Annotated in this window: 19 protein-coding genes; 7 read left to right on the top strand and 12 right to left on the bottom strand. The window is 46.3% G+C overall.

What is annotated here, in order from left to right:
• The first annotated feature begins 1 nt into the window (after position 1).
• Entirely contained in the window at positions 2 to 1,216 is a 1,215-nt protein-coding gene (locus SPIGRAPES_RS15975) for an MFS transporter (RefSeq protein ID WP_014271796.1), read from the top strand.
• 36 nt (positions 1,217 to 1,252) lie between these two features.
• Here SPIGRAPES_RS15975 and SPIGRAPES_RS15970 read toward each other — a convergent pair whose 3' ends face one another.
• Positions 1,253 to 2,110 carry a thiamine pyrophosphate-dependent enzyme gene (locus SPIGRAPES_RS15970; protein ID WP_014271795.1) on the bottom strand — a complete coding sequence of 286 codons (858 nt, stop codon included), beginning with the start codon at positions 2,108 to 2,110 and terminating at the stop codon, positions 1,253 to 1,255.
• Positions 2,107 to 3,792, bottom strand: coding sequence for a 2-oxoacid:acceptor oxidoreductase subunit alpha (locus SPIGRAPES_RS15965; protein WP_014271794.1), 1,686 nt, complete (start codon positions 3,790 to 3,792; stop codon positions 2,107 to 2,109). The genes SPIGRAPES_RS15970 and SPIGRAPES_RS15965 overlap by 4 nt, the downstream gene beginning before the upstream one ends.
• Positions 3,793 to 3,975: 183 nt before the next feature.
• On the opposite strand from SPIGRAPES_RS15965, the gene SPIGRAPES_RS15960 reads away from it, so the two are divergent.
• Positions 3,976 to 5,484: a catalase gene (locus SPIGRAPES_RS15960; protein ID WP_014271793.1), complete on the top strand. Its 1,509-nt coding sequence runs from the start codon at positions 3,976 to 3,978 to the stop codon at positions 5,482 to 5,484.
• A gap of 522 nt (positions 5,485 to 6,006) precedes the next feature.
• Positions 6,007 to 8,934, top strand: coding sequence for a NosD domain-containing protein (locus tag SPIGRAPES_RS15950; RefSeq protein ID WP_014271792.1), 2,928 nt, complete (start codon positions 6,007 to 6,009; stop codon positions 8,932 to 8,934).
• On the opposite strand, the gene SPIGRAPES_RS15945 is transcribed toward SPIGRAPES_RS15950, so the two are convergent.
• The 8 genes from SPIGRAPES_RS15945 to SPIGRAPES_RS15910 form a co-directional block, all read right to left on the bottom strand.
• Positions 8,931 to 10,082, bottom strand: coding sequence for an MFS transporter (locus SPIGRAPES_RS15945; RefSeq protein WP_014271791.1), 1,152 nt, complete (start codon positions 10,080 to 10,082; stop codon positions 8,931 to 8,933). The two genes, SPIGRAPES_RS15950 and SPIGRAPES_RS15945, sit on opposite strands and share 4 nt — an antisense overlap.
• A gap of 1 nt (position 10,083) precedes the next feature.
• On the bottom strand, positions 10,084 to 10,908 hold the full coding sequence (locus SPIGRAPES_RS15940) for an undecaprenyl-diphosphate phosphatase (protein WP_014271790.1): 825 nt from the start codon (positions 10,906 to 10,908) through the stop codon (positions 10,084 to 10,086).
• 154 nt (positions 10,909 to 11,062) lie between these two features.
• On the bottom strand, positions 11,063 to 12,511 hold the full coding sequence (locus tag SPIGRAPES_RS15935) for a xylulokinase (protein WP_014271789.1): 1,449 nt from the start codon (positions 12,509 to 12,511) through the stop codon (positions 11,063 to 11,065).
• A gap of 1 nt (position 12,512) precedes the next feature.
• Positions 12,513 to 13,271 (bottom strand): tryptophan synthase subunit alpha, encoded by a 759-nt coding sequence (locus tag SPIGRAPES_RS15930; protein ID WP_014271788.1) that lies wholly within the window; start codon positions 13,269 to 13,271, stop codon positions 12,513 to 12,515.
• Positions 13,264 to 14,232, bottom strand: a complete 969-nt coding sequence (locus SPIGRAPES_RS15925) for an ABC transporter permease (protein WP_014271787.1) — start codon at positions 14,230 to 14,232, stop codon at positions 13,264 to 13,266. Before SPIGRAPES_RS15925 ends, SPIGRAPES_RS15930 begins: the two co-directional genes overlap by 8 nt.
• A 13-nt stretch (positions 14,233 to 14,245) precedes the next feature.
• The gene (locus SPIGRAPES_RS15920; RefSeq protein ID WP_014271786.1) at positions 14,246 to 15,733 is read right to left on the bottom strand and encodes a sugar ABC transporter ATP-binding protein; all 1,488 of its coding nucleotides are present in this window, start codon (positions 15,731 to 15,733) and stop codon (positions 14,246 to 14,248) included.
• 132 nt (positions 15,734 to 15,865) lie between these two features.
• Positions 15,866 to 16,801: a sugar ABC transporter substrate-binding protein gene (locus SPIGRAPES_RS15915; protein WP_014271785.1), complete on the bottom strand. Its 936-nt coding sequence runs from the start codon at positions 16,799 to 16,801 to the stop codon at positions 15,866 to 15,868.
• Positions 16,798 to 17,757, bottom strand: a complete 960-nt coding sequence (locus SPIGRAPES_RS15910) for a sugar-binding transcriptional regulator (RefSeq protein WP_014271784.1) — start codon at positions 17,755 to 17,757, stop codon at positions 16,798 to 16,800. Before SPIGRAPES_RS15910 ends, SPIGRAPES_RS15915 begins: the two co-directional genes overlap by 4 nt.
• 363 nt (positions 17,758 to 18,120) lie before the next feature.
• Between SPIGRAPES_RS15910 and SPIGRAPES_RS15905 the strand changes: the two genes are divergently transcribed.
• The 4 genes from SPIGRAPES_RS15905 to SPIGRAPES_RS15890 are packed head-to-tail and all read left to right on the top strand — an operon-like array spanning position 18,121 to position 22,227.
• Positions 18,121 to 18,627, top strand: coding sequence for a tRNA (cytidine(34)-2'-O)-methyltransferase (locus SPIGRAPES_RS15905; RefSeq protein WP_014271783.1), 507 nt, complete (start codon positions 18,121 to 18,123; stop codon positions 18,625 to 18,627).
• Positions 18,624 to 19,430, top strand: coding sequence for a pyrroline-5-carboxylate reductase (gene proC, locus SPIGRAPES_RS15900; protein WP_014271782.1), 807 nt, complete (start codon positions 18,624 to 18,626; stop codon positions 19,428 to 19,430). The genes SPIGRAPES_RS15905 and proC overlap by 4 nt, the downstream gene beginning before the upstream one ends.
• 39 nt (positions 19,431 to 19,469) lie before the next feature.
• A complete protein-coding gene (gene serS / locus SPIGRAPES_RS15895) occupies positions 19,470 to 20,750 on the top strand; it encodes a serine--tRNA ligase (RefSeq protein WP_014271781.1) in 1,281 nt (426 codons plus the stop codon).
• Between the two features lie 10 nt (positions 20,751 to 20,760).
• On the top strand, positions 20,761 to 22,227 hold the full coding sequence (locus SPIGRAPES_RS15890) for a nicotinate phosphoribosyltransferase (RefSeq protein ID WP_014271780.1): 1,467 nt from the start codon (positions 20,761 to 20,763) through the stop codon (positions 22,225 to 22,227).
• A gap of 94 nt (positions 22,228 to 22,321) precedes the next feature.
• Here the strand turns inward: SPIGRAPES_RS15890 and SPIGRAPES_RS15885 are convergent, their stop codons facing one another.
• Entirely contained in the window at positions 22,322 to 24,373 is a 2,052-nt protein-coding gene (locus SPIGRAPES_RS15885; RefSeq protein WP_014271779.1) for an FAD-binding protein, read from the bottom strand.
• Entirely contained in the window at positions 24,374 to 25,369 is a 996-nt protein-coding gene (locus tag SPIGRAPES_RS15880) for a LacI family DNA-binding transcriptional regulator (protein WP_014271778.1), read from the bottom strand. It abuts the gene before it with no gap.
• Positions 25,370 to 25,739: the final 370 nt, after the last annotated feature.

Here is a 25,739-nt window from a genome sequence, read left to right as displayed (position 1 = left end):
CATGCAAAGCGAAAAACATATAGCAAAAGCCGGTATCCTCTTTTTAATGAGCCAAGCCCTGTCCCGGTTCGGCTCCATGATCGTAAGCTATTCCATCAGCTGGTATTTGACCATGGAAACACAAAGCGGCTCGGTCATGGCCATAGCAACGCTCTGCATTTGCCTCCCTTTGGTTTTTGTATCACCACTTGGCGGGGTTCTTGCAGACCGGTATAACCGGAAAATCCTTATTATTGCGAGTGACCTTTTCATAGCATTGGCCACTATTGTGCTCGCTGTCTACATGATTCTCGGCAAAACCGAATCCCTTCTCTTGATTTACCTTGTACTGGGTGTACGATCAGCGGCCGAAGGCATCCAGGACCCAAGCATTCTCGCAGTCATCCCCCAGATTGTTTCAGAAGAGAAACTCACCCGGTTCAATTCCCTGCAGGCTACAACAACCAGTATCATCATGCTGGGCAGCCCGGCTCTGGGAGCCTTTCTGCTTACTTCCTGGAGCCTGGGGAATATCCTGCTCATTGATGTGACAACGGCAATCCTTGCAAGCGTCGTATTGCTCTTTGTGGCTGTCAAACCATTTGTCAGGACAACCGAAAAACAGCACTTCCTCACTGAGTTGAAACTTGGAGTCCTCTATACCAACAACCATGACATACTCAAAATAGTCATTTTCTTTTCGGGGATATTCTTCTTCCTGATCTCCCCGGCAGCCTTCCTCACCCCTTTGATGGTTTCGCGTACCTTTGGCAATTTGGTCTGGAACCTTACGGCAAACGAAATGGCCTGGTCCATAGGGTTTATGGTCGGGGGAATCGCCATGTCGATGTGGGGTGGATTCAAAAACCTACTGACCAGTTATTGGGTAGGATTCTTGGCAATCGGGATAACCTTTATCCTCATGGCCATCATGCCCACATTTCCGCTGTATCTTCTGTGCCTTTTTATTTCGGGGCTGTTTGTCCCTATGACGAATATCAGCAGCACCGTAATCATCCAGAAGAACACCGAAACGGCCATGCTCGGAAGGGTTTTCTCTTTGCAGACAATCCTTTCCGGGCTTGCAATGCCCCTAGGAATGCTTCTCTTCGGGCCTCTCGGCGATGCAATCCGAATCGAATGGATACTGGGAACCTGTGGAGTGGCCTTGGCCCTTCTTGCCCTCAGCCTCTTCCATCGGACAAAAAAAGGAATCGAGGGGATAACTGACCAGTAAAACAGGAACCGCCCGGAAAACCGGGCGGTAACAGAATCAAGCCATTAGCTTATTCAAATCGGAAACCGAACGTTTTCGCAAAAAGAGTGGATTCTTATCCTCCTGATAGGCAGGAAGCTGTTCTTCAATCGTTGGCTTATGCTCTTGGTTTTTATACAGGATTCCCAACGGGAAGGGCCCCTGCTCGAAAGCTTTCGCCATAGCGCGCATGCGATCAGAAAAATCGTAGGACTCATCAAGTACATACGAGTTTTCCTTGTACCAGGCGAAGGTATTGACCTTGTTGAACGAAACACAGGGGTCAAACACATCAATGAGGGCATACCCATTGTACTGGATAGCTTCCTTGATAATCCTTTTGGTAAGCTCCGCATTTCCCACGAACGTCCTAGCTACAAACGGGGCCCCGAGGGCCAAGGCAAGGGCGAGCGGGTTGAGGGGTTCCAGAATCACACCCTCATTTTGGAGAGGCGTCTTGAAACCACGGGGACTTGTCGGGGAGGCTTGCCCCTGGGTAAGGCCATAGACCATATTGTTGTGCACAATGTGGACAATATTGGGATTACGCCTGATGGTATGGATCAGATGATTTCCTCCTTCCCCATACATATCACCGTCCCCACCTTCTGCAATGACGGTAAGGTTTGGGTTAGCCATCTTGATTGCTGTCGCAACCGAGACACCCCGTCCGTGTAGTCCATTGAAGAAGTTAGTATGCACATACTGCGGCATCTTCGCCGCCTGCCCGATCCCAGAGGAAATAACCAGATTTTTCGGATCCATATCCAAATCCTCAAGCGATTGTTTAAGCAAGGGTAACAAGGCATAGTTTCCACAACCCGGGCACCAGGCAATATCTGAATTCTTTGTATAATCGAATCGTGTCTGTTTCATTTGAGTGCTCCTTTGATCTGTGTGGCAAGCTCCTCGACGGAGAAGGCAAACCCGTTATATTTCAGGATCTTTGCATCGAAGGTAAGCTGCAGGTCCCTGGCTATCAATTCACCCAATTGCCCGGTAGCATTATTTTCAACCAGAATACGTCTTTTTGCTTTGGAAAGAATTGCACGGGTTGCCAAAGGGAGTGGGAAAACCTGCTTGAAATAGGCAATTGCAATTGTCTTATCCCCTATCCTCTCCACAGCTTCTTTTACAGCACCATAGGGAGACCCCCACAAAACAACCAATGTCTCATAGTCTTTTTCCCCTACGATTTCCACTTCGACCTCTTTATATCCCTCAATCTTGCGAAGGCGTTTGTCCACCATGGAAACACGCACTGCTGCAGATTCAGTAATCCTTCCCTCCTCGGTATGCTCATCGCTATCTACACAGACCAACCCCTCACCGAACGAAGGGATGCCCCTAGGGGAAAGTCCCGAAGGCGTCAGTTCATAGCGCAAATATTCCTTTTCTGTCTTTACAATATTGTTTGTTACCGTAAGGGTGGAAAAATCGATTGGATCAAGTTGGCCCTCACTGTCCAGAAAATATTGGTCGGTGAGTACAAAAACAGGTACTTGGAACGCGTCAGCCATCTCAAAGGCCCGATGGGTCAACCGGATTGCATCCTCAAACGTTCCCGGTGCATAGATAATACGGGGAAAATCACCCTGTCCGGCATAGATGGCCAAATTCAAGTCGCCTTGTTCAGTCCTTGTCGGAAGTCCTGTCGCAGGCCCAGGCCGCTGGGCAAGGTGAATTACCATCGGCGACTCGATAATCCCTGCAAGGCTTACCCCTTCCCCCATGAGGGCAAAACCGCCACCGGAGGTGGTAACCATTGCCCTGGCTCCTGCATACCAAGCTCCCAGACCCATATTAATTGCAGCGATTTCATCCTCGGCCTGTTCCACGACAATCCCGTGGGAACGGGCATGCTTGGAAAGATATACCAAAACGGCTGTTGAAGGAGACATCGGATAGGAAGCGATAAAATTACACCCCCCTGCAAGGGCTCCTATCCCTATCGCCTCAGAACCGCTGAGCGAATACCTTTTTTTTACCGCAGGGTCAGGGGGAAGTTTGAACGTACCATTGAACGTCTTCCCGATCTCCTGCCCCATTTGGAAAGCCTGACGGTTTTTCTCGACAACTTCCTCGCCTTTTTTCGAAAACTGTTTCTCGATCGCCTCGAAAGCATAGGTTGCATCGCAGAAAAACAAGTCGCAGAGCAGCCCGTTTACAAAGTTGTTCGCATATATCTGGCTTCCCAGTTTCTCCATATGTTCTACGATTGGGATCGGATGGAGTTTTCCCTTGGTCTTTTTTGCCGTGATGTACATCTCTTCCCCAACGATAAGGGTGTCCTCATCTATGCGGTCGAGCAACCGGTCAAGCCCATCCTTACTGAAAACCAAAAGCAAATCGATTTTGTTGACGTAGGCTGATACTGCAGTGGAAGCAATCCTGATTTCGCTGGTATTGTTGCCTCCCCGTACCCGTGACATGAATTCCTTGTAAAGGAAGGCATGGTATCCGCTTTTCTGCAATAGAGCCATAAAAAGCGACTCTATCGTCTTCAAACCCTGTCCTGCCTCACCTGAAAGCACAACGCTATATGACCCTTTGTTCATAGGTATCGCTCCTTTTTTTGGTTTCATACATACCATGTTCAGTATAGCACAGGAAAGTTCAGATATCATAAGGAGCTAACTATTTCCTTGGAAAGCATTTCAAAGTGAAAACATTGACAAATCAAACGGTTCATGTTCTATTTTTAGGCAGAAGGGTAATCTTTTTGAAAAGGAGAAAAAGGAATGTTTAAAGACAAAAAGCTTACCACTGCAAGCGGCCTACCTGTTCCTAGTGACCAGGCTTCTCTCACGACGGGGGCGAAAGAAGGGTATACCCTCTTAGCAGATGCCCATCTTACGGAAAAACTTGCCCACTTCAACAGGGAACGCATCCCCGAGCGGGTAGTACATGCAAAAGGAGCCGGGGCTCATGGGGTTTTCGAAGTAACAAACGATCTCAGTGCATATTGTTGCGCCGACTTCCTTTCCACTATCGGAAAGCAGACTGAAGTGTTTGTGCGATTCTCTACTGTCGGCGGAGAACGGGGAAGTGCCGACTCTGAGCGCGACCCGAGGGGATTTGCCGTCAGGTTTTATACCGAGGAAGGCAATTACGATCTGGTGGGCAACAACACTCCGGTATTTTTCATCCGCGATGCCATCAAATTCCCAGACTTCATCCACACGCAGAAACGCAACCCCCAGACCAATCTCAAAGATGCAGACATGTTCTGGGATTTCCTTTCCTTGACCCCTGAGTCAATGCACCAAGTCACGATTCTTTTTTCAGACCGGGGAACCCCGCTCGATTTCAGGCATATGAATGGGTACGGAAGCCATACCTTCATGTGGTATAACAGTAAAAAAGAATATGTCTGGGTAAAATACCATTTCAAGACCGACCAGAAAAACAAAACCATGGATGCCCAGATGGCAGAAGCCATGAAGGCAAAAGACAGTGACCATGCAACCCGCGATCTCTTTGATGCCATAGAGCGGGGCGACTACCCTATCTGGTCGGTATATGTCCAGATCATGACGAGTAAACAGGCAAAAGACTATCCTTTCGACCCCTTCGATGTCACCAAAGTCTGGTATCAGAGTGACTACCCTTTGATTCCCCTGGGAAAAATGACACTGAACAAAAACCCGGAAAACTATTTTGAAGAAACAGAGCAAGTTGCATTTGCCCCTTCAAATCTGGTCAGAGGTATCGGCTGGTCCCCTGACAAGCTGCTACAAGGCAGGCTGTTTGCCTATCATGATGCACATCTCTACCGGTTAGGGACCAACCATCAACAGATTCCCATCAACATGAGCAAACATAAGGCAAAGACCTATCAACGTGACGGTTCAATGAGCATCGGGGGAAACCAGGGAAAGGAACCGAACTACTGGCCTAATTCTATTGAAGGGCAACCAAAACCAGATGCATCGTTTTCTCCTCCCCAGATTGAAGTACAGGCAATCCTTGCCAGACATGAACGTCCGAGTGAAGATATCGATTTTATTCAGCCGGGAGAACTTTACCGGAGAGTGATGAACGAACAGGACAAGGAGCATCTAATCAATAATATTGCAAGTCACCTGATTAATGCCAAGCATAAGATTCAGATGAGACAATGTGCCCTTTTCTATAAAACCGATAAGGACTATGGCTCTCGCATAGCCAAGGCCCTGGCGCTAGATCTCGATGAAGTGAAACGATTGTCGCTTCTCAGTCAGGAAGAGCGAGTGAACGAGACCTCCTGAATAACACAAGACAGGTTGTAACCAATCCTATATCGAAGCAGAAAATAACGTATTGTTTTCTGCTTCGGCTTGGTATACAAACAGAACAAATTGTGATTTTTGGATATTACAAGACCTTGGTAAATGCTTTCAGTTCAATGATCCCCACCTTCGAAACCATCAAAAAAGGCCCATTCAACACACTAAACCTTATTTCTTTCATGGCTGATGCTGCCTATGAACAGGATAGAGACAATGGCAACACCTTCTTTTGGAGGTTATCAGATAGTATGTAGTGGAGTTCCTCAGAAGGAAGTCAGGCCGCCATTGAAGCTTGGAGCCAACATTTTGGAAACGGGACAGTTTCCAGTGTGGGAAAAAACCTGCCCTTGCGGGTTCGCCCTATCAGGGCATGCTAATCAATGAAATACATATATTTAGTTATGTATAAGTTCTTGACATATACTCAGAGTATGTAAAAATAAAAGATAGATATATCGTACTTCAATACCTGAATCGCAACAAGAAAGCTGGAGGCCGGCTATGAGGTTGAAACCCCAAGGACCATCCCTTCCCTGTTTGTTTTTGGCCTTGATTTCCCTTTTGTCTTTGCTACTGGTATCTTGCCCGAGTGAACCGCCTGGGGCAATAGAAGATACTGCGGGATCAGACCTGCTCACGTTCCTACCGGTTTCATCTGATATGGAAGCGTTTATCAGACTGTATGACCAGCGTGTGAATGATTACCTATTTGCCTATGTCGAATCTTACAACCGTGTGGTAGCGCTTTCCAATTCAGTATTCTTAGCCGACCTTTCGGTCACCGATAGGGCTCTGCTTACCAGCCGCCTCGATGCAGCAATAGAGGAGACGGACGCCCTGCTCGACCTCTGCCGTGAGATGGAATCGTATGCAAAGAATACGTTTGAACCGGCTTTGGAAGCTTTCCGGCTGACAGAGACCTATGCAGACTATCAAAAAGAGGCAAAGACCCTTCAGGCAAAGGGTGAGGATACCTGGCACGCCCGTCGGCTCATCGAAATGATGCTCGACCCTGAATATGGCACAAAGTATTCCTTGCAAGACATTTCGAGACGTACCGGGGTGGGCATGTCGAAACTCTTTTTCCTGCTCCACCAGACCAACGACCATATTGCACTCAATGTCGATATTGTCGATGAGGTTGAATACGGCAAGGAAATCAAATATATCGAGACAGTACGAGATACGGCAAACACGGTCAATTCTACCTTGGCTCTGGTCAACCCGGTTACCGCCATCGTAAAAGGCGGGGCAACAGCCACGGCAGCCTCTGCCATCGGATGGGTTGCAAAGGCAAAGACAGCAGTCACCGTCGTCGAGAATGCCAGTGCGGTGATGACATTCACCGGAAACGTCGTAAATATGGCAGTCGATGAGAAAAATATTCCCCCGGCTTTCAAGACTGCCACGACAGTGAATGGGTACCTGTCAATAGTACTTGGAGGAAAAACAGGATTCACCGGTTCTTCATCCGGTGAGAAAGCCGTTGCCATCATAGGGGCAGGCAATGACATCACCACTACGTTCTTCACAGTACAGGAAGGCGGAGTGAAGGTATCCAAGACACCAATACTCGAAACTACCCCTAGCGAAATCAACATAGCTTCCAGTGAGTCTGCCAAGGCTATCCTCCCCTCGGGGGACTACAATCTTCCCGATGTCGAATTCGACAGCTGGGCCTACCCAGATTTTGACTGGGGGGATGAACAACTCTGGGAAGACCTCTATGACGAAGTGTCAGGCCTGTATAGCCAAGTGGAGGCCATGAGCAATGCTTTCGATGCCTTTGCCGAGGATTGGGACCCCACTGTCAACACTGCACAGACAAAAAAGGAACAGGTAGACTCTGACAGCGGGCTTCCCGATTTTCTCGATGACGTCACGGTTGTCGACGACCCTGTAAACGATGACTTCTCCGTCACCCTCACTGCCTCTCCCAATACAGGGCTAGTACCCTTCTCTGTGACGTTCAGTGCAAAACCAAACAACGCCTTTGTCCCGGGATCGATGGAATTTATCTGGGATTTCGATGATGGGTCAGACCTAACTACTGCATCTTCCTCGGTTACCCATGAGTTCACCGCAGATGACGATTATTTTGAGGTCGGCGTCAGGGTCGAGGATATCAGGGGATACTGGGCAACGGCTACTACCAGAATCGATGTCACCGAGACCTTACAGGACATCATCGACTACTATGGAGAAAAGGCAACCATACACGTACCAAGCGGCACCTATGTCGGGACGATCACTATTCCTATAGGCACTTCGCTCATAGGAGCCGGTAGAGAGTCTACCATCATAGACGGGAGGGTTTACCTCAATGAGGATACCCATCTGGAGGGTTTCACAATCAAGACGGTGGCATCGACCAATAACAGCGGAATATGGAATGTGACAAGCAACAAGGATTATTCCTCCATGGAGGAATTCTACGTAGAAATCAAAGACTGTATCATTGAAGACGGGTATGGACTAGGTTTTGATTTTTACCCTAATGAGGTTCCTGTCACCGGATTCATACAGAACAACATTTTCAGAAACCTGGAGTCAAGCAGTGTCGATCTCGACAAATTCGACGGGGTTTTCCAAGACAATCTGGTTACCGACAATTTTTCCTCTGTTTCAATCGGGTACCCGATGGCAGGGGCAATCATCAAGGGAAATACCATTTCCAATACTAACGGAACAGGTTTGTCCATGTATCTGCTGGAAGGCCTGGTTACCGAGAATACTATTTCTGGCAATACGCTGGGTGTCTATGCGGGCGAATTGGCATCAGAAAGCGTATTTTCCCTCAATACCATACAAAGCAATAGCGAAGGGGGGATGCAAGTCCAGACTGTAAAGGGCTTGGTCCAGGACAATTTGTTTTCTGCCAATACCATTTCAGCTACTAATAGCGAAGACGGTGCAGGGTTGCAGGTAGAATACCTTGAACCAAGCGGAAGCATACAAAAAAATACCTTTACGGGAAACGCTATACTGCATTCCTCGTCCGACGGAGGAGGCCTGTATATTTTCCATTTGAAAGGATCGGTACTTGACAACCGTATTACAAACAATTCCAATGCCGGACAATTTGGCTATGGGGGCGGAGTCTACATTTCCCAGTTGTTCCCTGATGGAATTTTCACAGGCAATACAATTACAGCAAACAATTCTGCTTCAATCGGAGGTGGGCTATATATCCATGCCCTTGGTGAGAGCTTTGCTCAAAATACTATCAGCGGCAACCAGGCAAAGACAAACGGAGGAGGGGTTTATATTACCACGGTTGCATATTCGGGTTTTATACCTTCCCCAAAGGTCAAGGATTCAAATGCAATTTCAGGCAATACGCTTACCAATCCCTTTAATGCATCGTCAAAGACAGATTTGGTTACCCCTTGGCCTGATGATGTCCTACCGGCAAATCCAGAGCCTTAACGCTTTGCCTTTTGCTTTGCGATACGGATGAGCTTTGTAACACACAAGACCATAGCCAGGGTGAAAACCAGTTGTACAAGTGGCATCCATTCCAACCCGAGAGTTGAAGCCATCAAACCGAAAAGCGGTGGCATAATCATGCTACCCACATAGGCAGAGGCCATCTGGAGGCCGATAACGGCTTGAGAGTTTTCTGCTCCGAATCGTCTGGGGGTTTCATGGATCATACAGGGAAAGATAGGTGCACAGCCAAGGCCAAAGGTGACCAAGGCAATACCTGAAAGATGTACAAAGGGAGAGAAAAACAGCAGTAAGGCCACAAAACAAACGGTAAGGCCACCAAGGATCATAGTGTTATTGGAAACACGGAAGGTGATAAAGCCACTGGCCATGCGGCCTACGGTAATGCCCAAAAAGAATAATGATCCCCACAGTGCGGCTTGTTCCACCCCGATTCCCTTGACCTGTACCAGATAGGTACTTGCCCAAAGGCCTGTCGAAGATTCCATCGCACAATAGAAGAAGAAGGTCAGCAACGCAAACGGCACGCCCTGTAGGGAAAGTGGGTTCACACTCGCTTTCGCTTCCTTCCCTTGATTCTCGCTTTTTTTCCCCTGCCAGAAGGGAAGTGAGAGGAATAAAAGAGCAACCAAGACAAACTGGGCTACACTTATTGCACGGTACCCTTGCCTATAGCCATAGCCAAGCGTAAACACCAGCGAGATAATCGCAGGGCCACCGCTTGCCCCCAATCCCCAGAAACTGTGTAACCAGCTCATATGGCGGGCTTTGTAATGCAAAGCTACATAGTTATTCAATGCAGAGTCAACCGATCCGGCTCCAAGCCCCAAAGGGACAGCAAGCAAAAGAAGCGTCAAAAGATTAGGGGCAAAAGAGTACCCAAGTAACGAAACTGCGGTCATCAGGACACTGACTGCTGTGACTTTTCCGGTTCCATAGCGCCGTATTACCTTTGCACTGGATAAGGCGGAGACTACCGTCCCTCCGCTGGTTACCAAAGCGATGACCCCGGCTGACCAGAGGGGAAGGTTCAATTGTACATGCATCACGGGCCAAGCGCTTCCAAGTACCCCGTCAGGCAACCCCAGAGAAATAAACGATAGGTAGATAATTACCAGGAGGGCCATGCTATCGCCCCGTGGTCAAGAAAAATATGGTGACGACCAGAGCGAGGGCAATCCGGTAGAAGCCGAAGATTGAGAAGTCATGTTTCCTTACATAGGCAACCAGAGCCTTGATACAGAACAGTGAGACGACAAAGGAAGTAATAAACCCAACGGCAAGAATCAGGTACTCGCTGTTTGTAAAGGAAAACCCGATTTTCAACAGTTTCAGCAGGGAGGCTCCTGCCATGATCGGTATGGCCATGAAAAACGAAAACTGTGCGGCTATAGGCCTATCTATCCCGATAATAATCCCCCCGAGGATGGTAGAACCCGAACGGCTGGTCCCAGGCACCAAGGCGAGCATCTGAAAAGCTCCCATCTTCGCAGCATCGGCATAGGAGATTTCAGAAAGGGTGGTAATTCTAGGTTTTCTTGTTCCCCTTCCCTTCTTTTCCAGAAGAATATAGACAAGACCATAGGAAGCAAGGGCCACTACGATTACCGGCCAGATATACAGGTAGGTATCCATAAAATCATTGAGCAGCACCCCTGCGACTCCGGCAGGTAGGGTTGCTACCAACACTTTACCCCAAAGATTCCAGGTCTGTTTCTTTTCCAGTTGCCCTTTCTTTGTAGAAAATGGGTTGAGGGTAGAGAAATACAGGATGATGACAGCAAGGATTGAAGCAAGCTGAATAATAACCATAAACAGTTCCTTGCAGGCAGGGCTAATCTGCAATTGGATAAGTTCGTCAAGCAAGAGCAAGTGCCCTGTTGAACTAATAGGAAGCCATTCGGTAATACCCTGTACGATTCCAAGCAACAAAGCCTTCAAAAGTTCCATCATTTCACCCTCCCAATATTGGGATTCAGTCTAAATCAAATGGAAATGCAATACAAGGTAAAATACCTATACCGAGAAAAAGGATCAGCACAGAAACCTTTTGCAGGAATAACTCACCCTACATTCTTCCTTTTGTATGGAAACCAATAAGACAGTCTCAAAAAAGTCCCTTGACTGTAGGATATATCTTTTTGAATGTTTCATATCTTTTTGCATAGAATGCTACATTGTCCAGATTGGGAACAAAGGTAGTATGGGGAGTCTTATCAATCATTTCGAAAACAAATTCACTATAGGAAGAAATCTTCTCGAGATGGAGCAATACTGACGAGGCTATCGCCATACTCGGAAGATATTCCGATTTCTCATAGGCAATGACTTCTGTACCCAGTATTTCACAGAAAATCTGATTCCAGATGCATTCCTGAGCTCCCCCACCAATCATCGAGACTTTACGGGGGGTTATTTTTAATGCCTCAAGGCTTTGTTTCATGGAAAAAGCAACGCCTTCCAAAGCACTTCGGGCAAAATCCCTCCTATCGGTATCAGGGGAAGCCCCTATAAAACAACCCCTGATTTTGTTATCGGAAACAGGGAACCTTTCCCCTACCAGGTAGGGAAGAAATAAAAGGCCATGGGCCCCAGCACTGCTTTCTTCCAACAGGCTGGTCACCATATCATATTTTTCAAGATTGCCTGGAAATAGGAAATCGGAAACCCAAGTATGCACATTTCCTGCATTGAGAACGGGTATGACATTGATATATTTGCCTCTGTTGATGGCAACAAGGTTAAAAGCATCAGTACGTACCCCATCCGAGATACTTGCAACCCAACCACTGGTTCCCAGGTTGATATTTATTTCCCCGGCTTCGAGAATTCCACTGGCCAAGGTAGTCGCCCCTGCATCCCCGGAACCAGCATATACATCGGTACCTGATAGAAATCCTGATTCGATTTGTGCCCTTTCTGTAACGTGCCCTACTATTTCATCTGAGTAACATATCCTGGGGAGCAGATCTGGATTGAACCCGAAATCCGAGAATTCCCTGATATAGGTCTTACGTAGTATATCCATCATCCCTGTAGTAGCAAGGCTCGTTACATCGGAACAAAAAGCACCCGTAAGTTTTGTAATAATGTAGTCCTTTGAGGAGAAAAGAATTTTATGGGTCCCTTTTAGAAGGAGACTCTGGTTTTCTTTCATCCAGAACATTTTAGCCAAGGGGATACTTCCGTTCATGGCAACCGAAGTGACACTCTGAAGCGAAGGGGCAATCTGGTCTACATAGGCATCCCCCCTTTGATCAGTATAGAGAATCGCTCTCCTCAAGCTCTTACCACCGTTGTCAACAAAGATTAGATCCTGCATTTGACCGGAAAAGACCAGGCCCAGGATATCCGACGGCAAAAATCCCGTTTCGAAGAACGATTTTGCTAGTTCGCAAAAAGCCCTATACCATTCATCAGGGTCCTGTTCATGAAACAAGCCATCGTGAAAAGTATGTATTTGCTGTTTTGCAGAAAAAACTACAGATTGGTTCTCATCCAAAACAACACATTTCACCGCAGTAGTTCCAAAATCAAATGTGACTATCAATTTCATATCAATGGGCCCTCTCCAACTCCCTAAGGAATTTTTCCAGACTATTCATGGATATATTAATCCGTTTCACCAATTCCGTCCCGATTGCAGCACCATGGAATCCATCCTGGAAGACTTTATTGACCTTCTCATAGCTGTTTATGCCAAAACCTGCAAAACAGATTACCTGGGGGTACTGCTTTGTATATTCAAGCATCGGATGATACATCTCATCTGATTGAGCAATACCTGTCTGCCCGACATACAGTTGTTCATAGACCAATGATGAAGATTCAAGAACCTTTGCAAGCTCATTCTCAGCCATTGCCGGACTTGCAAAACCTACCACATCAATACCAAAAGGAGCCATTTCCTTTTGCAACTCACGTCTGGTTGCAAAATCCGTATTGGGAATGACCATGGCATCGAAAACGCCTTCCTCGGCAAAGGAGCGATATATCCCCGTGGCAACGAAATCTTCATAATAAGCCATAACCCATATAGGTTTCCCAGTAGATTCCCGTATTCTTTTCCAATAGGCAATATCAATTGCAGTATCAAAGTCTACCTTTGCATGGATATCTGCAATAACCTGCCCGTCTGCATAGGGATTCTTGGACGGGAAACCAATCTCACAAATGTCCACTGCGTTTTTTTCCACAATTTCAAGCACATTGAAAAAGTCTTCTTCATCTGGATAACCTGCTAAGAAATAACCGATTATAAATTTTTTCCCACTCGAAACCACGGTCTTTGTTCTCTCGGAATATATCTTAGGCATGGTCCTTGCTTCCTAGTTTTTGGGCAACTACCGCCAGTACAATAATTCCTCCGGTAAGTATGTTTTGGAAAAAAGTTGGTACCTGCATGATTGTCAATCCATTTGCAAGGACGGTAAAAATTGCAACTCCAACAATAGTACCGACAATATTTGGAACTCCTTCCTTAAACAGTGTTTTACCTATAAAGATTGTCGCATACGCATTCAAGCAATAGGCATCCCCTGCTGTTGGGGCTGCACTTCCTACACGTGAAGCCAGAAGAACCCCGGCAAAGCCTGCCATAGCCCCACTGATTGTAAAGGCAAGGGTTTTGTTCAGACTAACCTGTATCCCTGCCACCTGTGAAGCACGTTCGTTGCCCCCTATTGCGTAAAGCTTTCGTCCAAAGGCAGTACTTTTAGTGACATAGTAGAAAAGTGCAGAGACAATAACCATCAAAACAGTCAGATATGGTATTGGCCCAATTTTTGCTGTTCCGATGAACTTGAATGCCTCAGGGATACCGTTGAATATAATTGCACCCCCGGACAACCAATAGGTTATTCCATATATTACACGGCTCATTGCCAAGGTAATGATGAATGACATTACCCTGAATTTGGTCACGATATATCCGTTAAGGAATCCGAGGATTGCACTTGCTATGACAGAAACAACCAGAGCCCAGAAGAAGGGAACACCGGATATGGCCAGCACAGCAGCGCATACTCCGCTGAAAGAAGCAATAGTACCCACGGAAAGGTCAAATTCCTCGACACACATAATGAGGGTTGTACCTAAGGCGATCACAGCCAAGATAGCCATCTGGCGGGTTATATTCCAGAAATTCGTCTTTGAAAAGAATGTATCCGGCTTGAGTGAGCCGAACACTATAATTATAGCAATCAGCGCCAATATCGTACCATAAGAACGAACGAATTCTTTGATTCCAAGACTTGTTCGCATTGTTATTTTTTTCATGTATTTTCCTGCCTTATCTTTGCTGGTAGCAATATGTAAGAATCTGCTCCGATGAAACGCTTATATTTGGGATTTGTTCCCAGGTCCTTCCATTGGCCATTATGATTATTGTATCGGCAACCATGAGCATTTCCTTGAGATCTGATGTTACATAGACTACAGAACTTCCTTCCCTGGCTCTTTGGCGCAGTAGTTCATGAATCTCGAATCTCGTCTTGATATCAACAGCCTGGGTTGGTTCATCACAGAGGAAAACCTGTGGATGAGACATCAGGGCCTTTGCGAAAACAACCTTTTGCTGATTTCCTCCAGATAATTCCCATACTGGTTGGTTAATTCCTGTGGTTTTTATTTTCAACTCAGCAATCTTATCTCTTGCATCCTGCTTTTCCGATTTAGAATCAAATTTTCCTTTCTTGGAGTAAGATGCAATAGTCGAAAGGACGATATTGTCTTTCACGCTTCTGCTCTCAACAAGGGAACAGCCCCGGCGGTCTTCGTTTATCAAGACGATTCCCTGTTTGATGGAGAATGCCGGTGTCATGGTACCTAATTGCTTACCATTCAGACGAACAATCCCTTCCTTGATTGACTTATAACCATACAGTGCTTCCAATAGCTCAGTCCTTCCACTTCCCCCAAGACCAAATATTCCGAGAATTTCCCCTTTTCGAACTGAAAACGTAGCATCTTTAACCACCAAATCGGTGGTTGATACATGTTCGACAGAATAGGCGATCTCGCTAAAAGCTGTAGCAATGGTTTCCTTTTGTTCACTTACCCAGTTATCTGTCATCAACCCGACCAGCCCATCTTGATTGATTTCCTTTGTTCTGACCGTCTCCACCAGTTCTCCGTTCTTGAAAACCGTAATCCTATCTGTCAAAGCAAAGATTTCATCCAAGCGGTGGGAAATATATAAAATTGCTGTTCCCTTTGCGTTCACCTTTCTAATGATTTTGAAAAGTACTTCCGACTCTTTATCAGTCAGGGAGGCAGTAGGTTCATCGAGTATCAGAAGCTTGCACTCTGTCATCATTGAACGCACAATTTCAAGCAAGGTTTTCTGCGGTGGGGTCAGTTCACTAGCCATCTTATCCAAGGGAACATCAATTTCATATTCTGCCATGACAGCAGCAACCCGTTCCCTCATAGCCTTGAAATCGACCGTACAAAAATGCTTTTTTTCGGATGGTAGCCCCAAAAATATATTCTCAATCCCATTGAAAGACGGAACAAGATTCCGGTCCTGATGGATGACATTTATTCCCAGTTTTCTACCTTCCGATGGCCTCGTGATCTCAACTTTCCTTCCATCAAAAATGATTTCTCCCTCGCTAGGATGATAAACACCGGTAATTATCTTGATAAGGGTAGACTTCCCGGCGCCATTCTCCCCGACCAATCCATGTATTTCACCTTTTTCCAGGGAGAAATCGATATGCTGCAAGGCATACATACTCCCGAATCTTTTAGTTAGGTTTTTTGTCTCTAATATCATTATTTTCCCATAGACCCCAAAGATTTGTAGGGCAAGAATAAACTACTCACAAACAACAATCTGCTTTAACGGCAAGCCACTCTGGTAAACATCCTTGCCGATAGTTCCGGCAAGGATTGAAGTCATACAATGCTATTTCTCGATTAAGAGTGCAGGAACATATTTTTCACCCTTTTCCGTGGACTCCCCTTTCACGACTTTGACAATTTCAGAGGCAACCATAGAAGCCATCCCATCAAAATCCTGACCCAAGGTAGCAACGAGGTTTGTACCTTCATTGATCAGTTTCACTGCCTGTTCGTTTCCATCTACACCTACGACTAAGATTTCATCACGGCCAGCTTCTTGAAGAGCCTGGGTAGCACCAATCGCAGGTTCATCCCATGCACATAAAATTGCATCAATTGATCCTTTCTGGGGGTAAGCAGTAAGTAAATTCTCTACGATTTCCTTGGAATTGTTGATTTGATTCGGAACATCTATATGATGTTCGCTTAGCAGTTTGATCTGAGGATACTCTTTCAAAACATCTTCCATGGCCAACGTTCTCTTCACTACACCGGGATGGGGGCGATGGGTGAGGTGAACAATATTCCCTTGTTTTCCAATTTTCTCGAAAAGATATTTGCTCATCATGGTTCCCATTTGGTAGTTGTCACTGGTCGCATTCATCTGCATAGCATCAAAATAACCCGAGTCACAACCAAATACCGAAATACCCGCATCAGAAGCTTCCTGAATCTGGGACTTGCACAGGCTGGGGTCGACACTGACAATTACAATAGCATCAACCTTCGAAACGACGCATGTCTCAATGTCAGACGCCAATTTGCTGGTATCATTTGCAGAATCATATACAGACACCTTGTACCCCATAGCACCTAACTTCGACTGCATGAGCTCAACCATTTGTTTTGTTGTTACAGATGACAAATACGGCGTGCAGATCGCTACCTCTATAGATTTCTCCTGTTGAACGCTTTCGGTTTTCTTGCCACAGCCCATAAGGAGCATCGCAAATACCATCGACAGAACTAACCCCACGACCAAATAAGTTCTCTTTTTCATTTGATTCCCTCTCTTTTGTTTTCGACTATTTTTTTTGCTGTATCCAAAGATGTTATCAATACATCCAAGTAACCACCTATAAGAACGGCCTTTATCGCTTCGACTTTTGAAAGTCCCCGAGCCACACAAACTTTTCTGGCATTTTTGACATCAAGGATTGTCTGACCGATGATTCTATCGCTGATTTCGCTATCTAGTATCTTTCCGTCTTTATTTATGTACGAAGAGCAGATATTCGCTACCGCCCCTTGTGACTTGAGAGACTGGATATCTTGAACTGAAAGATTTCCGGCTTGTACCCCTGTTGAACTGACTTCAAGATTTCCAACTCCCATCAATACAGAATCACAGGACTTTCCTAGGTCAAGGATTTCCTTGATACTCGGCTCATTCAGCAACAATTTCTTGACTTCACAATTGTTGAGATATTGGGGGGCGTTCAGAATAAAATAGGTTCCATTTGTTTTCTTCGCGAAACTCTGTGCAATTGAATTTGCATACCAATCAGAGCCATTCCCTGCAGTCCCTCCGCAAAGTGGAACAAATGACAATCCCCTATTTTTACTTTTCTCTATCGCAGAGGCCAAACAACTGATTGTCCTTCCTGCCATAACCCCACATCGCTCATTATCTTTTACGCAGATGGGAAACAACCCTTTCGAAACTTCTGCAAGTTTCCTTGTTGCTTCACCACCAGAAAGGTTGCCCGTATCATAGACATAGACTTCCCCAATCCCGAATTCTTCACGTAAAATGCGTTGGTATAGGTTTTCTTCTTCATTTGGGTAATTAATCTGAATTGTAACAAGGTTTCGCTCTATTGCCGTTGCAATTATCCGAGAAACCTGTGGCCTTGAAATTTTTAGTTCTGCAGCGATTTCCTTTTGACTATATCCCTGTTGATAAAATAATTCACAAACCATGAAAATGAATTTTGTATTATCTAAAATACCCATACCATCCCCCATCTTGAAATTAATTTCTATCTTTTAAATTAATTTCAATATCTATATATATGCTGTATTTCCCAATCTGTAAACTTTTTTTTCTTTATCTGACCAGAAATTAATTTCTTTGCAAAAAGACAACCTTTTTCAGGACACCTGAGAGGCACATTTCTGAATGCATTTGGTTGGCTCTCTTCCCAATACCAAACAAAGGAAGAGAAAAAAGAAAGAAAGAATCCTTTGCTGGGAAAAACATGGGTAAACCTACTCCAGATAGCATACGGACAAGTAATTGCTGTCAGTCATGCTTTTCGATGCCTTGTGTTGATTTGCCACAAGTGGTAGATTTGGCACAGAGTGAAGGAGCAACCGATGGCACTGAATATTGTATTGTTTGAACCCGAGATCCCACAGAATACCGGCAACATTGCCAGGACCTGTGCTGCAATCAATGCAAGATTGCACCTGGTTCATCCCCTAGGCTATAGCCTTGACGAAAAACATCTCAAACGTGCCGGCCTCGATTACTGGCACCTTGTTACCATAACCGAGTATGAAAGCGTAGCAGCCTTTATGGAAATCCATGGCAAGGACAACCTCTACTTCTTTACAACCAAAGCCCATTGCGACTATACCGATATTTCCTACAGTGATGATACGTATCTGGTATTCGGGAAAGAAAGTGCAGGGATTGACGAACACATACTGGTCTCGCATCCCGATGCCTGTGTCAGGATCCCTATGATCGAGGAAGCCCGAAGCCTGAATCTTTCCAACAGCGTGGCCATTGCCGCCTATGAATATATGCGCCAGAAGCAGTTTCCCTCATTGCAACGAGAGGGAAAACTCCATAGACTTTCCTGGGGGGAAACAAAGTGAAAAAAATTGGTATTATCGGATGCGGAAACATGGGTGGTGCGATTGCAACGGCCCTCAGCACCAACAAAGATTGGTCAATTACCCTATATGACAGCAACGACGACCTGGCTACGGGTCTTGCCATTGAGCTTGGTTGCATCGCTTCACCGTCAATAACAGAAATGATCAGAAACTGCCAATATATCATTTTGGCAGTCAAACCACAGATCCTTCCCTCTCTCTACCAGATTTTTTCGGAAAACAACGCCCCTTCAAAATATTGGATCAGTATTGCGGCGGGGGTTCCCCTTTCGGTGCTCTGTGAAAAACTGGGAACAGGCAATGTAGTTCGATTCATGCCCAACATTGCTGCAAAGGCAAAAAAAGCAGTTACTGCAGTTGCCTCCTGTGAAAATGCAGATAAGGAACTTACCGATACGGCGATGGAAATTGCAACGTCCTTCGGTTCTGCCTTTGCCCTTCCAGAAAGCCAGTTTGCGGCTTTTATCGGCATTAGCGGTTCTGCAATCGCCTATGTCTTCGAATTCTTCCATGCCTTGGCAATGGGAGGAGTGGAAGAAGGCATTCCCTACCCAACTGCCCTGGCTATTGCCCGTGATACCTGCATCAGTGCCGCAACCCTACAAAAGGAAACAGGAAAGGGTGCTGTAGAACTTGCTACCATGGTCTGCTCGGCAGGGGGAACCACGATCAAGGGAATGAAAGCCCTCGCCCAGGGGAATTTCGATGCAACCGTTATGTCAGCTGTGAGCGCCTCAGCCGAGAAATCACGGCAACTCGAAGAACTGGCAAAACAAAAATAATACCAATACCAACGCATTTCATATCAACGAGGATAAATCATGATAGACTTGAAAGAATTGAAAACCAGACATGACGAAATCGCAAAGAATATCAGCGACCGTAACATGCATGTCAATATTGATGAAATCATTGAGCTTCAGGACAAACGCTCTGCATTGATGCAGGAAAGCGAAGCCTTCCGGGCAAAACGCAATGAGAATGCCCAGAAAATGAAAACCAAGCTCGACAATGAGACCCGCCAGGCTTTGATAGCAGAAGGGAAACAAATCAAGGAAGCCATTGCCGCCATGGAAGCTGAACTCAACGAGATTGAGAAAGACTATCAGGAAAAGGCAAAGACCATCCCCAACTACTACAACCCGAAGGCTCCCGTAGGTAAGGAAGACAAAGATAACACTGCTATCAAATTCGTTGGTGAACCTCCCAAATTCGATTTCAAGCCTTTGGACCATGTCCAACTCGGGGAAAGCCTTGACCTCATTGATTTTGATACAGCCACACGCGTATCGGGTCCTAAATTCTACTACTTGAAGAACCAAGCGGTAATCCTACAGATGGCCCTTGAGCGATATGCCATGGACATCGTGATGAAACACGGCTTCACCCCATTCATCACCCCCGATATTGCAAAAGAAGAAATTCTCAACGGAATCGGCTTCAATCCCCGCGGTGCAGAAAGCAACATCTATACAGTGGAAGGAACAGGTACCTGCCTGGTAGGGACTGCAGAAATTACCCTCGGTGGATATTATGCCAACCAGATTCTCGACCAATCACAATTGCCTATCAAAATGACCGGACTTTCCCATTGTTTCAGAAGGGAAGCTGGTGGGGCCGGACAGTATTCAAAGGGTCTGTACAGGGTCCATCAATTTTCAAAACTGGAAATGTTCATCTACTGCCTCCCTGAGGATTCCGATTCCTACCATGAACAGCTGCTTGCCATCGAAGAAGAGATTTTCAGCGGACTTGGCCTTGCTTACCGTATCGTCGATACCTGCACCGGTGACCTGGGAGCCCCTGCCTACCGAAAATTCGATATCGAAGCCTGGATGCCAGGTCGTGGCGATCAAGGCGAATATGGTGAAGTAACCTCAACAAGCAACTGTACCGACTACCAGGCAAGAAGCCTGCAGATCCGCTATCGCGATAGCGAAGGGAAACTGCAATTCGTACATATGCTCAATGGAACTGCAATGGCACTCAGCCGGGCAATGGTTGCAGTTTTGGAAAACTACCAGAATGCCGATGGTTCCATCAGCATGCCGGAAGCTTTAGTACCACTTACAGGGTTTACTGTTATTCCTGCAAGAAAATAAGGAGAATTCGATGCATATCAGTGCACTGACCACGGATTTCTATGAATTGACCATGATGCAGGGATATTTCTCGAACAATTTGAATCCCCAAGTGGTTTTCGACATGTTTTACCGAACAAATCCGTTTGAAGGTGGCTATACCATTTTTGCAGGGTTGAACGAACTGATAGACAAACTTGAATCTTTTTCTTTCAGTAAAGAAGACCTTGAGTACCTCAAAGGACTCAACCAGTTTACCGACGACTTCCTCGAATACCTGGCGGGATATCACTTCGCCGGCGAAATATACGCAATCGAGGAAGGTTCGGTAGTTTTCCCTGGCGAACCCTTGGTCAGGGTCCATACAACCCTGATTGAGGCCCAGCTCATCGAGGGACTACTCCTTAATAACCTTAATTTCCAAAGCCTAATCGCCACGAAAGCCTCACGTATGGCCTTAGCTGCCAACCGTGGGCTTCTCATGGAATTCGGTCTTCGCAGGGCACAGGGGGAAGATGGGGCACTGAGTGCCTCCAGGGCCTCTTTCATTGGCGGTTCGGTAGTAACAAGCAACACCCTTGCAGGAAAAACCTATGGAATTCCGGTTTCAGGGACCATGGCTCACTCCTGGATAATGGCCTACGGTAGCGAGCTGGAATCTTTCCGGTCCTTTGCACGCCTCTATCCGGACAATGCGGTACTGCTCATCGATACCTATGATACACTCGGCTCCGGTATCGACAATGCCATCATTGTCGGTCTTGAACAAAAAAAGCTAGGGAAGAAAATCGGTGTCAGGATTGATAGCGGGGACCTTTCCTATCTGCCAAGGGTAATCCGCAAGAAACTTGACGATGCAGGGCTAACTGACGCTTCCATTTGTGTATCAAACGACCTTACCGAGGAAATTGTACAGACTTTGATCCATGATGAGGTACCAATCGACAGCTGGGGCATCGGAACCCATTTGGTTACCGGAGGTGCCCAATCCTCACTCAACGGCGTGTATAAGCTCGCTGCAAAAGAGGGAAAGGATGGGACAATCATCCCGACCATGAAGATTTCCAATAGCTTTGAAAAGACCACCAACCCTGGCATCAAACAGGTTTGGAGATTCTTTGACAAAGATGGCGGGGCCCTGGCCGATCTCATTACCCTGGACAGCGAACAAGTGGTAACCGGCAAGAACTATACTTTCTACCACCCGTTTGCCGAAGCTGATTTCTTTGAGATGCATAAGGAGAACTTTGCTACCTGTGTACCATTGCTAATCAAGCGAATGGAAAACGGGAAAAGAATCGGGGAAAAACCACCTTTGACCGAAATCAGGGAAAATGCCCAAAAAGGCTTGGACTCCTTCCATAAAAGCTATCTGAGGCAGATCAATCCACATATCTACAAGGTAAGCCTGTCTTCCCGTTTGAAAAAACTCAAGATGGACTTATTGGTAGCACAAAGAAGAAAAGCCAAGGAAGAAGAGGCTATGGCCAACCAGTAACCCCTTGAAAGCTAAAAACCGGAGAACGTAGGTGCGTTGCTCCGGTTTTCTTTTATGCCAGGCCTGAAGGCAAGGCTTATTCCTTTTTTCAGTACTATTGCTCTTTGGCCTTCCCCGCATCGTCGAGGGGAAGCAAAAATGCTCCGTTCCGAAATTCTGCCCATACCTGCTCGAACCAGAATTCCGTTTTGGGAATCGGTCTGGCAGAAGCATACCGCTGGACAATCTGCCCTTTTGCATCCAATGACAATACCTGGATTTTTGACCGCATGGCCAAAAGTTCTTGCTTTATCCTGTATGCAGGCAGCAAAGGGTGCGCAGAATCTCCAGCTTCATCAAACACAAGATAGGACCCCCTGCTTCCCCCTCCATTAGCAAGATATCCTTTTATTGCAGAAAGATACCAATCTTGGGAGATGAGCATATGCCGTAGCTGCAGGGCTACAGTGAGTAACACCGGGGGAACCGAAAGGTTTTCCAGGGCATGCATGCGTTGCTGCCTAGCTTTTAGGCAAGCGAGCTCAACGGCTTTGGCCCTCCTTACAGGACCTGCACATTCAGACATCCTCAGTTGCATCTCGCTTCGTATACCCGACAACACTTCTTTTGCAGCGGGAACCGAAAAATGGTCCAAGGCATTCTGGCGTACCCACCTATGGGCAAGAACCACAACGTTTTTCACCTGGGAAGACGTCGCTACTATTGCACTATCAATATCGAGGGAATCGTTTTCTCCGTAGCCGACAATCCTGGTAGCTGCCCGTTTGGCACCAACCTGCCCTGCATTGAGTGCACTTCCGCCAGGCCGGCTCACGCCATGGCTTCCGTTTACTTCCCCGATTGGGTACAACCGCTTGATATTGGTAGATTCCCACCAGATATCAGCGCTGAGCCCACCGTTGTTATGTTGGGCGCACAAATCAATTTCCAAGGGAACGAGAGAGAGGTCTACCCCTTTGTCCAGATACATCGTATAGGCTTCCGGATTGAGTAATTGCAATCGCTTTAAGGGAGTCTCGGCCCAAGCCCTTGAATTATCCAGATAGTGCAAGGCAACCTCATCGACAACCTGCTTTGAGAAAACACCCCAACCAGCCTTGCCGTTAAGGTTGTTACGGTAATCGACAAATACCCGCCGTTTCTTTACCTGGGTTTCCTGGTACACGAGCAGATCGATCAAAGAAGAACCATTGTCAGGGATCTTGGCTGCATCGAAGGGCCATTGATATCCCTTGAGAAACACTGCGCGAGTCAATTCCTTCCAATCATTAAAATAAGGGACAAGGAAATCCTGCTCATCCCCACCTTGGGCATCGGTACTGAAATAGCGTGGCAAAACCTGTTGGTAACTGCCTGACAGATTCCAGCGGACCTTGGTAGAAGCAAGGCCAAACTGTGACTCGGTAAGGTTCACAGCCTCAGCGCCAACCTCGAGTGCGAGCCCGATACTGCCTGTATGGACTTTTGGGTAGACTGACGCAGCATACAAACCTGCAGGGCCGCCCGTACCCAAAACCACGTGGTCACTGAGGATGATAGAGAACCCAAGGTTTTCTGATAAAGTACCTTGTTTATCAACAAAGAGGGCCCCTGCAATACGATCATCTGCTGCCATCAACAATTGAACGGCATCCTGGTGATCCAATTCACAGATATCCAGACGGGAAATTTCCGATTGGAATTTCTCCATCATGACCCTGGAGGTGTACGGACCTAAAGAAATGCCCCTATTGCTGGGATCGTGGTCGGTCTTGTAGCCAGTATACCCACCATACCGATTATGGGGAAACGGGACCCCCAAAGAAACAAGGTTATAGAAAGCCTGTGTAGACCCCTGGGCTTCAACAAAGGCAATATCCCCATGCATGGCCCCACCTTCAAGGTAGGACTCTGCCATTGCATAGGGGGAGTCGGGAACCTGTCCGGAATCATTGAGCCGGTAATAGGTCTGCTTGTCTGACCCCGTGTTGCGGGAGGTCCCCCCCAAAGAATTATCGGTTACGATGGTAATGTCGTCACAGCCCATTCTTTTCAGGTGCAAAGCACACGATAGAGAGGCAGCCCCAGACCCAATTATCAGGACATGGGAAAAGAAAACAGGTATAGAGATGCCTTCGAAAGTAACCGTTCCGACTTTCTCAATCATTCAAATTGTCCCTCCAGGAATATACGTACCCTCAAGGTTTTTCTGTAGGGGCAGTTCAATTCGCTCAATAATTTTACCTTGCAGCCAGAGACCAGCCTCAACACCCAGTTTTCGCAAAGAGAATTCGATGGTATTGATTCTTTTATCCAAAAGATCAAGCATCGGTGAATTGTCGAATCCTGAAAGGGAAAAGGATTCGGGAATAGCCAGGGAGAGATTGAGGGCCGACTGATACAAAGAGACTGCCAACAAGTCATTAAAACAAAATACGGCATTGTAGCCACGCTCAAGGATGATGGGCAATACTTTTTCTTTCAACTCACCGATTGAATCGATATTGAAGACATCTTCATCACAAAAGGGAATGGAATAGGAAAGGCATCCTGTTCGCACACCCTCTTCTCTCCGTTTGGAAACGGCTGACAGAGGAGAGAAACCAATGAAACAAGGATGAAGGGCATCCCCATACTTGTTCCACATTGCCTTTACGAGCTTTTGCATCCCCCCGATGCTATCGACCATCACATAGTTGTTTTCAGGATCTTCACGGTTCAGCAGGACAAAAGGTATTTCCCTTTCCTCAAGCATTGTCTCAAGAGGTGCTGATGGCATCGTAAAAGCAAAAATACAACCATCGATATCCCCAAGTTTTTTAGAATCAAACAGGGTAAGATCCCCATCATTGACGCTGATGATTATATTGACCTTAGTATTATCGAATCCTTTCTGAATACCCTCGATCAATTCGGCAACATCATAGAACAAATGAATATAACTGTATTTGGCAGGAGGCAGGAACAACCTGATAGTCACAATGGTACGGTTTTTCTGACGCTTGATAGAGCGCTTGCAATACCCCATCCTCTCAGCAGTGGATATGATCAACTCCCGTTTCTCATCACTAATAAGAGAAGAGTTGTTCAGCACCCTGGATACAGTACTGGGTGAAATTCCAAGTTCATGGGCAATATCATATACAGTTGTTCTTTTTGTCATTGTACATTCCATTTCATTTTTTTTGCTTTGGAAACACTAGGCCGCCAACCTGCTTCTTATCTGCATTAGTCTAGAACATGAGGACCAATACTTGCAATAAGCAACATTTCGATTCCCCAAACGAGGAGGAGAAAAAGTGGCGACCGTGTTTTCCGGTCCCTTCCGTAAAAATCATTATCGGCATAAAGCAGGGCTTTCTCCCGTAGATACCAAAGAAAACCCAACCCTCTGATAGTGTCAGCGAACGGAAAGTGTAAAAAAAAGCAAACCGTTAACGCCACGCAAGCCTTCTGAAAAGACTCTTTAGAGTATAAGAAATCCTTCTGCCTCCCTCAAGTTGGCCTTGCTTACGGCCAGCTTGAGTTTCTTG

The organism is Sphaerochaeta pleomorpha str. Grapes, assembly GCF_000236685.1.
Lineage (GTDB): Bacteria > Spirochaetota > Spirochaetia > Sphaerochaetales > Sphaerochaetaceae > Sphaerochaeta > Sphaerochaeta pleomorpha.
This window is presented reverse-complemented; position numbering and strand designations above follow the sequence as displayed.